Below are 13127 nucleotides of genomic sequence, written 5' to 3'. Positions count from 1 at the left end.
TCCAGCTTAAGTAGCAATCCCCTGGCGTCTTTTTATACGATATAACAGTGGCGTTAGCAGATAAGCTTATGCAAAGCAGAATCAGGGGAATTATCAGTTTGCGTACTGGCGACTTTGTTCAACATGAATATAGGTTTATCATAGGTTTATCTAATTGGTAGCAAATTACATTGTTCCCGGCTATAAAATGATAGCTAACAAAGCCGTCCCCGCATTGAATGCCGGTGTTCTCACTTCCCATCCGGAAACAAAGAAACTACTATCTCTTTTTTTAAAAGCTATCAGGTTTATTGATTGGGCTGGCCAAAAGTATAGATGGGAAAGATAAATGAAAGGGTACAAAAGTAAATAAATAGGGCACAAAATGTTCAAAATGACGAAATACTACGGCCTAACACATAGGACGGTCATCCACAATTTGAAGAAGAGCGCCTGATTGTGGTTGGTTCCACATGGTCGCTACCAAGCGAGGTATAAAACGTAGCATTAACACTTGACCTGCGGCGCACCTGATCAATTAAAGCCAATGGCTCCGCGCCTGTGTTAACCTGGTTTAAATAAGTTTTATAAAGTCTCGAGTCGAAAGTCTGAAGTTTTATTTGAGTCTCGCTAATAAAAGAAAAAGCCCGGAGGGGAGCTCCAGGCTTTTATAAAAGGCTTATCTAAGTGTACTCTTGGCTTAAAGCTTAATTCCCTACTTCCGACATGAATTTGATACGCATCAGCTGTACCTCTTCGCGGGTGTAATCATCCGGACCAAGGTCTACCAGAGCATCGTCTATGGAGTCTATCTCGGCTGTCTTGAAGTAGTCATAAACCTCTTCTTGTTTGTCCTCATCAATAACCTCGTCAATATAGTAATTGAGGTTAAGTTTGGTACCCGAATTTACGATTGTTTCTACCTCTTTCAGTATCTCTTCGTATGTGAGGCCTTTAGAGGCCGCTATGTCATCCAAATTCAAATGGCGGTCGATATTCTGGATGATGAATACTTTCAAAGCCGATTTATTGGCGGCGCTTTTAATAACCATATCCACCGGGCGGTCTATATCGTTATCGTCCACGTATTTCTCTATCAAATCGGTAAACGGCTTGCCAAATTTCAGCGCCTTGCCTGCTCCCACGCCGGATATTTGCTTAAGTTCCTCTGTATTTATTGGGTAATGCGTGCACATTTCTTCCAAAGAAGGGTCCTGGAAGATAACGAACGGTGGCAAGCCTTTTTGCTTGGCTATTTTCTTGCGCAGGTCTTTCAGCATCTGCAGCAGTGCCGTATCTAATGCGCCACCACCCTGTTTAGGGCCGTCCTCGGCCTCGTCATCGTCTGTCGGGCCCATGTCCCTATTCAGTACGAAACGGATGCTGTAGGGGTTCTCTATGAAGGAATTGCCGGCCTTGGTTAAATGCAACAGGCCGTAATGATCAATATCTTTCGACAGGAAATTGTTTAGCAAGGCCTGGCGCATGAGCGAGTTCCAAAGGTTATCGCCGTCTTCTATACCGGTGCCGAAGTAATCTTCCAGTTTATCGTGCTCATAGTTCTTCACCTGGGCATCATCTTTGCCCATCAGGATATTGATGATATGGCAATCGTCGAATTTCTCGCCGATTAGTTTAATCAGGCTAAGGGCTTTGTGCAGCTGCGCTTCGCCATCGAAATGGGTTTTCGGTGCCGAACAGTTATCGCACATGCAATTGCAACCGGCTTCGTTAAAGTTCTCGCCAAAGTAATGCAGCAACTGCTTGCGTCGGCAAACCGACGATTCAGCATAATCGATAACCTCTTTCAATATCTGGGTGCCTATCTCGCGCTCGGCCACAGGCTTATCTTTCATAAACTTCTGCAGCTTATCGATATCCTTGCCGCTGTAGAAGGCAACGCAAACACCTTCGCCGCCATCGCGCCCGGCGCGGCCGGTTTCCTGGTAGTACCCCTCCATGCTTTTGGGCATATCGTGGTGTATCACATAGCGTACATCAGGCTTATCTATACCCATCCCGAAGGCGATGGTAGCCACAATAACGTCTACATCTTCCATCAGGAACTTGTCTTGTGTATCGGCACGCACCTTAGGGTCTAAACCGGCGTGGTATGGCAATGCCTTTACCCCGTTGAGGTTAAGCGCCTCGGCCACTTCCTCAACCTTTTTACGGCTGAGACAATAAATGATGCCCGATTTGCCCTGATTTTGCTTTACAAACTTTACTATTTCTTTGATAGCCGTGCGCTTAGCCCTTACCTCGTAAAACAGGTTAGAGCGGTTGAACGACGACTTATAAACCGTAGCGTTGTTCATTTGCAGGTTCTTTTGGATATCCTGCTGTACTTTGGGCGTTGCGGTTGCGGTTAAGGCTATAATAGGGATATCATCGCCTATATTGCTTATCACCTGGCGTATCTTGCGGTATTCGGGCCGAAAATCATGCCCCCACTCTGAAATACAATGTGCTTCATCTACCGCCACAAAGGATACCTGGTTCAGCCTCAAAAAATCGACGTTCTCTTGCTTGGTCAATGATTCGGGCGCAACGTAAAGCAGCTTAGTTTTGCCGCTTAATACATCGTCTTTTACCCTCAGAATATCGGCTTTGGTAAGCGAGGAATTGAGGAAATGCGCTATGCTGTCTGAGCCACCGAAGGCCCTTAGCTGGTCTACCTGGTTTTTCATCAGTGCAATGAGCGGGGAAATCACAATCGCTGTGCCTTCGCTCATCAATGCAGGTAGTTGATAACACATGGATTTGCCACCACCGGTAGGCATTATCACAAATGTATCGTTACCTGCTAAAATGTTCGTAATTATCGCTTCCTGCTCCCCTTTAAAGTTATCAAACCCGAAGAAATTCTGCAGGTTATCAAAAAGCGATTTTTTAGCTTCTATCATTTATGTACTTTAATACGTTTTAAAAATATGGTTCAAAATAACAAAAATTTATAAATAAACGATGGGTTTTGTGTAAAATTTTATATAAAAATGATTATTCTTCTGAAAACAATTTGTTTATTTATCCATTTAAAAGAGTGTGTTTTCTGCGCGTAAATATTTAGTTCTATTTAATACTAAATTTACAAATTAATGTACACATTTAAACCAATGTTTACCAAATAAAAATTCTTCAACCCGAACATGAATAGAAACTACTATGCCATCATTATGGCTGGCGGTATTGGCAGCCGTTTTTGGCCAATAAGCAGAACTTCGCACCCAAAACAATTTATAGACATATTGGGTACCGGGAAAACATTGATACAAAATACTTACGAGCGTTTCTTAAAGGTGTGCCCTGCAGAAAACATCTTTGTTGTAACAAATGAAAATTATACAGGTCTGGTAAAAAAGCAACTTCCCGGTATGGCCGACAGCCAGATACTTACCGAGCCTGTAATGCGCAACACCGCCCCCTGCGTTGCTTATGGCTGTTTTAAGATAGAAAGTATTAACCCCGACGCAGCTATTGTTGTTGCCCCATCAGACCACCTGATACTTGATGAGGCGGCATTTTTAACCGCTATAGAAAAATCATTCCAAACAGCTGCCGAAAGAGATTGCCTGGTAACGCTTGGCATTAAGCCATCAAGGCCCGATACGGGTTACGGCTACATCCAATATACTGAAGATACCATTAACGAAGATTTCCATAAAGTAAAAACATTTACTGAGAAACCCACCGTGGATATTGCCAAAACCTTTATCCAAAGCGGCGACTTTTTGTGGAATGCGGGGATTTTCGTATGGTCGGCAAAGGCTATCGTAAATGCCTTCAATAGCTACCTGCCCGAGATGCACGAGATATTTGCCGAGGCCCGCTCCGTTTACAATACCGACGAGGAAAAGGCTTTTGTGCACAAGATATACCAGCGCTGTATCAATATATCTATCGATTACGGTATTATGGAGAAGGCATCCAACGTTTACGTTCTACCATCAGAATTCGGCTGGAGCGATTTGGGTACCTGGGCATCCATCTATCAACTGGCCGATAAGGATTATGTGGGCAACGCTGTTATCCCATCAGAAAAGGTGATTATGTACGATAGCAGCAACTGCATGGTAAACGTACCCGGCGACAAGCTGGTGATATTGCAGGGACTGCACGATTTCATCGTGGTAGAAAGCAATAACTCCTTGCTCATCTGCCCCCGCGACCAGGAGCAGAATATCAAACAAGTAGTTGCCGACGTAAAAAGCAAATTCGGGGCTAAATATATATAGATGTGCAGATTTTAAATGTGCAGATATGCAGATGAATAAAAAGCGCCTGTTCGATAATCGAACGGGCAATTTTGTTGACCAAGGTTGGATAATCTCATTTGACGGTAATTGAGTTTAATTTGGTAAATTTGGTAATAAACATTACAAAATAGAAGGATGGAAACGGTATTAATAGAGCTAACCAATCAAAAAGCTTACAAATTGCTTAAGGATTTAGAAGATTTGAATATCATTAAGGTTTTAAAACAGCCGGCAAGCCTATCATCACTAAGGGGGAAAATTCAAACCAAGATGAGTAACGAAGATATTGATAAGCAACTTGACGCGTAATAAATTCCTTTCAACCTATTGAAAAACGAATATTAAGAGTGCCTAACATTGGCGCTCTTGTTTAAAATTTCATCTTTAATATTTGTTGACATGCACCCTCTCATGGAATCCTCTTATTCTTATTTAAATATGGATTTGAGGAAAGAAATCCTTTATGATTCACTTTCGTTAGAACACAGAATATCTATTTTTCTTGCCAAATTATTGTCAATTGAGGATTACAAAGTCTCAATGTCATTTGGTTATACATCTAAAGCTTTATCATTCAATCAAAAGATGATTTTACTCATCGACTTAGGAGCATTGGACAAAGCTGTAATTAAAAAATTCTCGAAATTCATGGAGATTAGAAATAAATTCATGCATAATCTTGATATCAAAAGTTTTGAAGAATGCGATGATACTTTTCCAGATAATGAACTAAAGAAATTTTTATTAAGAAACTATCCGCAAGAGCAAAATGGTTCAATTGAAATGCAATTACATCACGCTTTTAGACAACTAAATACTGAAATTATTCAAATTACTAATACATTATTCGATAAAATAATCACTAAAGCTGAAACAGAAACGGAGCATGAGATAAACAAATGCATTGTTGAGTCATACGATAAAAGCATAGAGAATCTAAAAAGCTTATTAGATGACCAAATAGATTTATTTGCCGATAAAAATCCTAACGTTAATATCGATGATTTGAAAAATTTAGGGACTAAAATTTATCAGTCAATAAATAAGAAAGTTGCGGAAGATATAAGACAACGAAATAAAGTTAAGAATTAGTTCTCTGCCTTATCGCTTCATACAATATTACCGCTGTAGATACTGATACATTTAATGATTCAATCTCGCCGAACATGGGTATTTTGGCCAAATGGTCTGATATACGGATGATTTCGTTGCGGATACCATCTTCTTCCGAACCCATAATAATAGCCGTTGGTGCGGTGTAATCTGGCGTGTAGATAAACTCGTTGGTTTTCTCGGTGCAGCAAACCAGCTGCAGGCCCGATTCCTGCAAAAACTTCACCGTTTGCATAAAATTATCATGGCGGCAAACCGGTATCTTATACAGCGCACCTGCCGATGTTTTGATCGCATCGGGGTTTATTTGTGCCGAACCCTTTGCCGGGATAACGATGGCGTGCACGCCGGCACATTCGGCCGTGCGGGCTATGGCCCCCATATTGCGCACATCGGTAATGCTGTCCAAAACCAAAATCAAAGGCACCTCCCCTTTTTCAAAAATCTCCGGGATAATGTTCTCTACCTTATGGTAAGTAATGGGCGATATGAACGCGATAACGCCCTGGTGGTTTTTCATGGTGATGCGGTTCAGCTTCTCTACCGGCACCTGTTGCGCGGTAATCTGATACTCGTTCATCACATCGCGTAGCTCATTTAGCAGGCCGCCGCCCAGTCCGCGCTGTGTGTAAAGCGCTTCAATTTCTTTCCCGGCAAGTATCGCCTCGATAACCGCACGTATGCCAAAAACCATTTGGTTGCCTTCGCGCACCGGCTTAGAATTATAACTCATTTCTTGTATGTTGGATAGGGGCAAAAGTAGCTATATAAACTCATTTTACGGTTATTGAACTAAACAGCATTTTGGTATTCGCCAAATATGCCATTGCCGTAGTTAACAATTGCCAACTTTTATCCACATTGTTATATTGTACTGATGTTAAGCCAATTATAAAACACCCAACAAGTTATTAACATCGGGCCTTGATAACAATGCCCCAAATTTATATCACTGATACCGTTTTCATTAAGTTTTAAATTAGTATGTGGACGAAATATCGAACATCCTCCATGTTATTTTGTATATTTTTGTTCGTTATGATTTTCGAGAACGATTCTACCAATAATAAGACAAACACCGACCGTAAAAGCCGCTTCAGCAACCCTACACCAAACGGCTTGCTGGGCAAATTACCTCCCCAGGCGCTAGACCTGGAGGAAGCTGTGCTGGGTGCGCTGATGCTGGAAAAAGATGCCCTTTCTTCAGTTATCGATGTATTGAAACCCGAGGTTTTTTACGAAATCCGCCACCAAAAAATATTCAATGCCATTGCGGTGCTGTTCGAGAAAACATCGCCGGTAGATATCCTTACTGTGGTTGCCCAGTTGCGCCAGCAAGGCGAACTGGAAATGATTGGCGGCGCGTACTACGTTACCGAGCTTACCAACCGCGTGGCTTCTGCCGCCAACATCGAATATCACTCGCGCATCATCATCCAAAAATACATACAGCGCGAATTGATACGCATCTCTACCGAAGTAATCAGCTCTGCTTATGAAGATACCAGCGACGTTTTCGACCTGCTGGATAAAGCCGAGAAGAACCTCTTCGAGATAGCCCAGAACAACCTCCGCCGCGATTCGCGCATGATGGACGACCTGGTGCATGAAGCGCTAAAGGATATGGAAGCGCTAAAGGACAAAAAGGATGGCCTAACAGGCGTTGCCTCTGGCTTTACCGAGCTTGACCGCATGACCTCTGGATGGCAAAAATCCGACCTGGTTATCATTGCTGCTCGCCCTGCAATGGGTAAAACAGCCTTCGTGCTTACCTGCGCGCGTAACGCCGCAGTAGATTTCAACAAGCCGGTGGTAGTGTTCTCGCTGGAGATGTCCTCGGTTCAGTTGGTGAATCGTTTAATATCCGGCGAAACAGAGATTGAACAGGAAAAGATACGTAAGGGAACTTTGGAAGAGTGGGAATGGCAACAGATACACTCTAAAGTTGGCCGCCTGGAGCAGGCTCCTTTGATTATAGACGATACCCCATCCTTAAATATATTCGAGTTCCGCGCTAAATGCCGCCGTTTAAAATCTCAGCACGATATACAGCTGATTATCATCGATTACCTGCAACTGATGCACGGCAAAGCCGATGGCAAGGGTGGTAACCGCGAGCAGGAAATCGGTAGCATTTCCCGCGCTTTAAAAACGGTAGCTAAAGAACTGAACGTACCGGTAATTGCGCTGTCGCAGTTGAGTCGTGCGGTAGAGAGCCGCCCCGGTGGTTCAAAAAGGCCAATGCTATCAGATTTGCGTGAATCGGGCTCGATTGAGCAGGATGCGGATATGGTACTGTTCCTTTACCGCCCGGAATACTACGGGCTGGATGTGGATGAAGACAATAACCCAACAGCAGGCGTGGGCGAGGTAATTATTGCCAAGCACCGTAACGGCGAAACCGGCCGCGTAAGGCTTAAATTTGTTGGCAAGTACGTGAAATTTACGGATCTGGAAACTAATATGGATGGCTTTCCTCCTGCCGGCAACGCCTTTGCAGGTTTGGCCCCTTCACAGGATTTCGAGAAGCAAAGCAACTTCATCATCCGTCCTTCCAGGATGGATGATATGGAGGACGAGCCTCCGTTTTAGGCCAAAATCAGAAACAAGAGATAAGATACAAGAATCAAGAAAGCCCTCAGTCCACAATATCATGAGGGTTTTTTTTACATTATCAGGCCAAGGGCCACTCCTATCAAAATAATCACAGGTGCCTTAATCCTGGTAAACTGCAACAAAAGAAAGGTTGCTGCCATTAATCCGTAGGCCAATAAATCGTGGTGGAATGGCTTCATCAACATAATAAACGCCGTGGCCATAAAACCTACCGCTACGGCGTTGATGCCGCTTAAGGAGTTCTTGATGCGGGTTATCTTTTTCAGGTCGTTCCAAAAAGGTACGATGAACAAGATGAGTATCAGTCCCGGCAGATTGATGCCGATAACCGCTACCGCGCTGCCTACAATCTGCCCGGCAATGCCGTAACCTCTATCGCCCATGGCAATGCCGCCTACAAATGAGGTGAACGAGAATGTCGGCCCCGGCAATGCCTGCTGCAGGGCATATCCGCTCAAAAATTCCGAATTGGTAAGGTAGTGTTTCAGCTCCACGAATTCCGTGTACATCAGCGGCACCAATACCTGCCCACCGCCGAATATCAATATCCCGTTTCGATAGAAATTCTCGAACAAACGTATGGGTAAACTAAAGGGAGACGTGCGGCTTACGATGGCACCCAAAGTGGCGAAAAACAGCAATATCCCTATAAAATAAGCCACCTTATTTGGGTTTACGTTACTGAACAACTTTACCCTTAATTCGTTCTCCTGTGGCTGCGTTTCCAATGCGGAGGAAATGATACCGCCCATCAAAATCAACAAGGGGAAAGCATAAGGGTTCTGCAATATCAGCGTGGCAATTAACGAGGCCGCCGCAAGCATCATCGTGACTTTGGTGCGCAGGAACTTGGTGGCAAAGGTATAAGTAGCGTACCCCACAATGCCAACGGCCATGGGTTGAACAAACCGCAGTATGGCGGTCAATCTCTCCTTATCGGCAAACATTTTATAGCTAATGGCGGCCATGCACATAATGGCTGATGAAGGCAATATCCATATCAGGAAGGTGATGATGGCCAGGCGCAGCCCTCCTACTTTCCAGGCTATGCCCACCAGCGTTTGAGTAGACGAAGGGCCCGGCATAATCTGCGAGAGGGCGTTTAGTTCGAGCAGTTCCTGCTCGGTAATATAACCGCGTTTCTGCACAAATTCGCGCAGCAAAACGGCAATATGCGCCTGCGGACCGCCAAAAGCGGTGAAGGTGTACAACGCTACATCCCTGATGAATAACAGCTCCCTGCGCCTCAATGTGCTATTGGTTAATAGTCGTCGTCATCATCGTCGTCGTAACCTTTGGCGGCCATATACACGCCCTGCAATTCGCTGTAGGCATGGTTATCGCGTTTCTCTTTGGTTATCTTCATGCCTGTTTCGTAAATGCGTATGGCATCGTCTTTGCGGCCAAGGGCCTCGTACAATTTACCCAGATGATAATAAGTGCCTGTATAACCGGGGTGGTTGTTCACCAGGTCCTCATAATAGCACAGGGCTTTCTCGGTATCGTTAAGGCGCAGGTACTCTGTGGCTAAGGCATATTTCAAAAATTCGTCTTCAGGTTCGTTCTGTATAAAAGCCAACAGCTTATCTAATCTGCTTATCTCCATTTTTTACTCTCTCTTTTTTAACTAAATTTGCATCACCAACAAATACCCGTAAAACAAACCAATTATGATGAAAATACTGGTATGTATCAGCAACGTTCCGGATACCACTACAAAAATAACCTTTACAGATAACAACACCCAATTTAATACCAACGGCGTTCAGTTCATCTTAAACCCATACGACGAGATTGCTCTGGCCCGCGCCATAGAACTTACCGACGGCGGCAAAGGCACCGTTACCGTTATTAACGTAGGCGATGCTGCAACGGATGCTACCATACGCAAGGCACTGGCTATAGGCGCTACAGATGCCGTACGCGTAAACGCCAAACCGCAGGATGCATGGTATGTGGCTTCCCAGATAGCCCAATACGTAAAAGCAAACCCTTTCGATCTGATACTTACCGGCCGCGAATCTATCGATTACAACGGCTCCAAAGTTGCCGGCATGCTGGGCGAACTGCTGGATATCCCATCAGTATCTATCATCAAGAAACTGGATGTTGACAGTGGTACCGCTACGGTAGAGCGCGAAATAGAAGGCGGCAAGGAAGTATTGACTATCCCCCTACCCTTTGTGGCCGGTACTGCCGAGGGCGTTGCCGAACCTAAAATACCCAACATGCGCGGCATCATGAGCGCACGTACTAAACCCCTTACGGTGGTTGAACCTGTAGCTGTTGAAACCTTTTCAAACATCATTGGTTATGAAACGCCGGCCCCGCGCGGGAAGGTAACGCTGGTTGATGCAGGTAATCCCGCCGAACTGGTTGATTTGTTGCATACACAGGCAAGGGTTATATAATCATTCCTATTTTATCTCAAGAAGAAAACGATATATGTCAGTTTTAATATATGCGGAAAATGCAGGCGGGAAGTTCAAGAAATCAACTTTCGAAGCGGTAAGCTATGCCAAAGCCATTGCCGACCAGAATAAAACCAGCGTCGTAGCCATTTCCATTGGCGATGTGGCTGCCGGCGATTTAGCCGCCCTTGGCCAATACGGCGCCGAAAGGGTGTTGAACGCAAGCAACGCTAAACTTAAAGATTTTGTGAACCAGGCCTACGCCTCGGTAATTGCCGAAGCCGCCAAAGCACAGGGCGCGGATATTGTTGTGCTGTCCAACTCGTTCAGCGGGCGCGGACTGGCCCCACGCATTGCTGTAAAACTGCAAGCCGGCCTGGCCGATGGCGCAGTTGAACTGCCAACTCAGGACGGCGGCAAATTCACGGTGAAGAAAACGGCTTTCTCGGGCAAAGCATTTGCAACGGTGGAGTTAAGCTCTGCTATAAAGGTAATTTCGCTTACGCCTAATGCCTATAAAGTAGTAGCGACCGGTGCGGATGCCCCGGTAGAAGATTTTGTGGCAGAGGCCAAAGGGTCAGATTTTAAGGCGATGATCAAAGATATCGTTCGCTCTACGGATAAGGTTTCCTTGCCCGATGCCGAGATTGTGGTATCAGGCGGGCGCGGACTGAAAGGCCCCGAAAACTGGGGCATGGTTGAAGAACTGGCCGAACTGCTTGGCGCGGCCACGGCCTGCTCCAAACCGGTATCTGATGCCGGCTGGCGGCCACACAGCGAACATGTTGGCCAAACAGGCATAGCTGTCAGCCCAAATTTGTATATTGCCATTGGAATTTCGGGGGCCATACAGCACTTGGCGGGCGTAAGCTCGTCAAAGGTTATTGTGGTTATCAATAAAGATGCCGAGGCCCCGTTTTTTAAGGTTGCGGATTACGGCATAGTTGGCGATGCCTTTGAGGTATTGCCAAAATTAATTGCCGCGGTTAAGGAATATAAAGCTACGGCTTAAAACTGTTTTGTTGCGATGGGTAATGATATGAAAAAAATTGAGCTGGATATCGTTGGGCTTTCATATAGCCAAACACAATCCGGCGCGTATGCGTTGGTTTTGGGCGAAATGAACGGCCGCCGCAGGTTACCTATCATCATAGGCAGCTTTGAGGCACAGGCTATTGCGATAGAAATAGAGAAAATGACGCCGAGCCGCCCCCTCACTCACGATTTATTCAAGAGCCTGGGGCAAGCTTTTAACATCTCGGTACAGGAAATCATCATCTACAACCTGGTGGATGGTATATTTTATGCCAAGCTGGTTTGTTTCGATGGCAAAAAAACGGTAGAGATTGATGCGCGCACTTCTGATGCCATTGCGGTATCGGTACGGTTCGATTGCCCTATTTATACCTATGAGTTTATCCTCTCTACAGCGGGTATCGTGATAGAGGGCAACGATTTCGTGTACCTCGAGAACATCAACGAGACATCCGAAGAAAAAACACCGGCAACACCGGCGGGTTCTTTTACTTCTGTTAGTGACGACGAACTGAAGACCCGCTTACAGCAGGCCCTCGCCGAGGAAGCCTACGAAAAGGCCGCCAAAATACGCGATGAGTTAAATAAGCGAAAAGCATCGTAAAAAAACGGGGCTATCATAAATCGCTTGATAATTCGGGCAATTGATTTCTTATAGTCGCCTATTTGCTTTAAGGTGCTGCATCCAAATTACCCCAAAAGCTTGCGTTAAGTGTTCACGCGCCGCACTGTGAACACCGTGAACACTTACAAGTTACTTATAATCAAATGATTGCAAATTACCAAATGGTGTCAATATAGTGTCACCACGCTATCGTCGCTTTTTGTTATATTTTGCCTATAAAAGGGTCGCTTTGGGTTCTCGGCAAAAATTTGAGGCCTTTTGGCAAAAATCACCAAAAGGCCTCAAAGAAAAGCACAAGGCCCATAAAAGAGGTATTTGCCAGGATATGTATTCTATATCATTTAGGCAAATTGATTTTGATAATGCTTCTAATGATTTTCTAAACCTTATACTTTAGAACAGGAAACCGATGTTGATAGCCGATACCGTGTTGCGTATTGCCGAACCTGTATTATTTTTAGCGATATCGCTAAGGCCTGCCTCGCCGTTAAGTTCGACATAGAATTTAGTGGTTTGGCCCACTGGGAATTTAACGCCGATACCTAAATCGAGCCCCGCATCGGTAGAAGTGAAATAAGGCTTTACATCCTGTTTGCCCTCGGTTTCCTTAGCGCTGGTCAAAAAGCTCACATACGGGCCAAAATCAAGATACCAGTTCTTTTTACGCCCGAAGTGCCAGTTGGCCAGCAGCGGCACGGTGATGTAGTTAAGGTTATAATTGGTTTCATATTTGCCGCTGCCTGTATCCAGGTAACCGCCGTCCCATCCTTTTTGATCGTAAAGCAGGCGGGTTTTAAAGCTCCAGCTTTCTGAGAAATAATGCTCCAGCGATATGCCGACGTTTACACCGTTACGCAAATCGCTATTGGCGATATTGCCTGCTGTGACGTTGCTGCTGTTGAGGCCAATGTTGATGCCGAACTGGGTTGTACCCTTGATTTGCGCAAATGCTACGGCCGAAAAGCCCAATGCAATAAATAATACTGCGAAGAATTTTGTCATGATATGGATTTAGTGTAGCCAAATTTAGCTAATTCTCATCAACCTGCAACAACAGATTTTAAGTAAAAGTATGGCTACGGATTTTAAGGT

Annotated in this window: 12 protein-coding genes; 7 read left to right on the top strand and 5 right to left on the bottom strand. The window is 44.8% G+C overall.

Going from position 1 to position 13127, the window contains the following annotated elements:
- Positions 1-686: 686 nt before the first annotated feature.
- Entirely contained in the window at positions 687-2882 is a 2196-nt protein-coding gene (recQ, locus tag AC1DYT_RS06340; protein WP_477468869.1) for a DNA helicase RecQ, read from the bottom strand.
- Positions 2883-3128: 246 nt separating this feature from the next.
- On the opposite strand from recQ, the gene AC1DYT_RS06335 reads away from it, so the two are divergent.
- The 3 genes from AC1DYT_RS06335 to AC1DYT_RS06325 all read left to right on the top strand — a co-directional run bounded on the left by AC1DYT_RS06335 (position 3129) and on the right by AC1DYT_RS06325 (position 5327).
- Entirely contained in the window at positions 3129-4214 is a 1086-nt protein-coding gene (locus tag AC1DYT_RS06335; protein ID WP_477468793.1) for a mannose-1-phosphate guanylyltransferase, read from the top strand.
- A 156-nt stretch (positions 4215-4370) separates the two neighbouring features.
- Complete coding sequence (locus AC1DYT_RS06330) at positions 4371-4544, top strand: hypothetical protein (protein ID WP_477468792.1); 174 nt, start codon at positions 4371-4373, stop codon at positions 4542-4544.
- 129 nt (positions 4545-4673) lie between these two features.
- Positions 4674-5327 (top strand): hypothetical protein, encoded by a 654-nt coding sequence (locus tag AC1DYT_RS06325; protein ID WP_477468791.1) that lies wholly within the window; start codon positions 4674-4676, stop codon positions 5325-5327.
- Here the strand turns inward: AC1DYT_RS06325 and rlmB are convergent.
- Entirely contained in the window at positions 5317-6081 is a 765-nt protein-coding gene (gene rlmB, locus AC1DYT_RS06320; protein ID WP_477468790.1) for a 23S rRNA (guanosine(2251)-2'-O)-methyltransferase RlmB, read from the bottom strand. The genes AC1DYT_RS06325 and rlmB overlap by 11 nt on opposite strands.
- Before the next feature lie 305 nt (positions 6082-6386).
- Here rlmB and dnaB point away from each other — a divergent pair, with 305 nt between their 5' ends.
- Positions 6387-7940 (top strand): replicative DNA helicase, encoded by a 1554-nt coding sequence (gene dnaB / locus AC1DYT_RS06315; RefSeq protein ID WP_477468789.1) that lies wholly within the window; start codon positions 6387-6389, stop codon positions 7938-7940.
- Positions 7941-8014: 74 nt separating this feature from the next.
- Here the strand turns inward: dnaB and chrA are convergent, their stop codons facing one another.
- Both chrA and AC1DYT_RS06305 read right to left on the bottom strand, forming a co-directional pair.
- Positions 8015-9214: a chromate efflux transporter gene (gene chrA, locus AC1DYT_RS06310; protein ID WP_477468788.1), complete on the bottom strand. Its 1200-nt coding sequence runs from the start codon at positions 9212-9214 to the stop codon at positions 8015-8017.
- A gap of 11 nt (positions 9215-9225) precedes the next feature.
- On the bottom strand, positions 9226-9570 hold the full coding sequence (locus AC1DYT_RS06305) for a tetratricopeptide repeat protein (protein ID WP_477468787.1): 345 nt from the start codon (positions 9568-9570) through the stop codon (positions 9226-9228).
- Positions 9571-9637: 67 nt separating this feature from the next.
- Here AC1DYT_RS06305 and AC1DYT_RS06300 point away from each other — a divergent pair, with 67 nt between their 5' ends.
- From AC1DYT_RS06300 to AC1DYT_RS06290, 3 genes are read left to right on the top strand one after another with little or no spacing between them, the layout of a single operon-like run.
- Entirely contained in the window at positions 9638-10375 is a 738-nt protein-coding gene (locus AC1DYT_RS06300) for an electron transfer flavoprotein subunit beta/FixA family protein (RefSeq protein WP_477468868.1), read from the top strand.
- 34 nt (positions 10376-10409) lie between these two features.
- On the top strand, positions 10410-11387 hold the full coding sequence (locus tag AC1DYT_RS06295; protein WP_477468786.1) for an electron transfer flavoprotein subunit alpha/FixB family protein: 978 nt from the start codon (positions 10410-10412) through the stop codon (positions 11385-11387).
- 27 nt (positions 11388-11414) lie between these two features.
- Positions 11415-12014, top strand: coding sequence for a bifunctional nuclease family protein (locus AC1DYT_RS06290; RefSeq protein ID WP_477460997.1), 600 nt, complete (start codon positions 11415-11417; stop codon positions 12012-12014).
- A 414-nt stretch (positions 12015-12428) separates the two neighbouring features.
- Here AC1DYT_RS06290 and AC1DYT_RS06285 read toward each other — a convergent pair whose 3' ends face one another.
- Entirely contained in the window at positions 12429-13037 is a 609-nt protein-coding gene (locus AC1DYT_RS06285) for a porin family protein (protein WP_477468785.1), read from the bottom strand.
- Positions 13038-13127 lie beyond the last annotated feature (90 nt).

Source organism: Mucilaginibacter sp. P1_D10 (genome assembly GCF_056406215.1).
This window is presented reverse-complemented; position numbering and strand designations above follow the sequence as displayed.

Bases quoted from the DNA above. Each gene is read 5' to 3' on its own strand.
- AC1DYT_RS06335 (WP_477468793.1), top strand. From the start codon at position 3,129: ATGAATAGAAACTACTATGCCATCATTATGGCTGGCGGTATTGGCAGC.
- AC1DYT_RS06330 (WP_477468792.1), top strand. From the start codon at position 4,371: ATGGAAACGGTATTAATAGAGCTAACCAATCAAAAAGCTTACAAATTG.
- AC1DYT_RS06325 (WP_477468791.1), top strand. From the start codon at position 4,674: ATGGATTTGAGGAAAGAAATCCTTTATGATTCACTTTCGTTAGAACAC.
- rlmB (WP_477468790.1), bottom strand. From the start codon at position 6,081: ATGAGTTATAATTCTAAGCCGGTGCGCGAAGGCAACCAAATGGTTTTT.
- dnaB (WP_477468789.1), top strand. From the start codon at position 6,387: ATGATTTTCGAGAACGATTCTACCAATAATAAGACAAACACCGACCGT.
- AC1DYT_RS06305 (WP_477468787.1), bottom strand. From the start codon at position 9,570: ATGGAGATAAGCAGATTAGATAAGCTGTTGGCTTTTATACAGAACGAA.
- AC1DYT_RS06300 (WP_477468868.1), top strand. From the start codon at position 9,638: ATGAAAATACTGGTATGTATCAGCAACGTTCCGGATACCACTACAAAA.
- AC1DYT_RS06295 (WP_477468786.1), top strand. From the start codon at position 10,410: ATGTCAGTTTTAATATATGCGGAAAATGCAGGCGGGAAGTTCAAGAAA.
- AC1DYT_RS06290 (WP_477460997.1), top strand. From the start codon at position 11,415: ATGAAAAAAATTGAGCTGGATATCGTTGGGCTTTCATATAGCCAAACA.
- AC1DYT_RS06285 (WP_477468785.1), bottom strand. From the start codon at position 13,037: ATGACAAAATTCTTCGCAGTATTATTTATTGCATTGGGCTTTTCGGCC.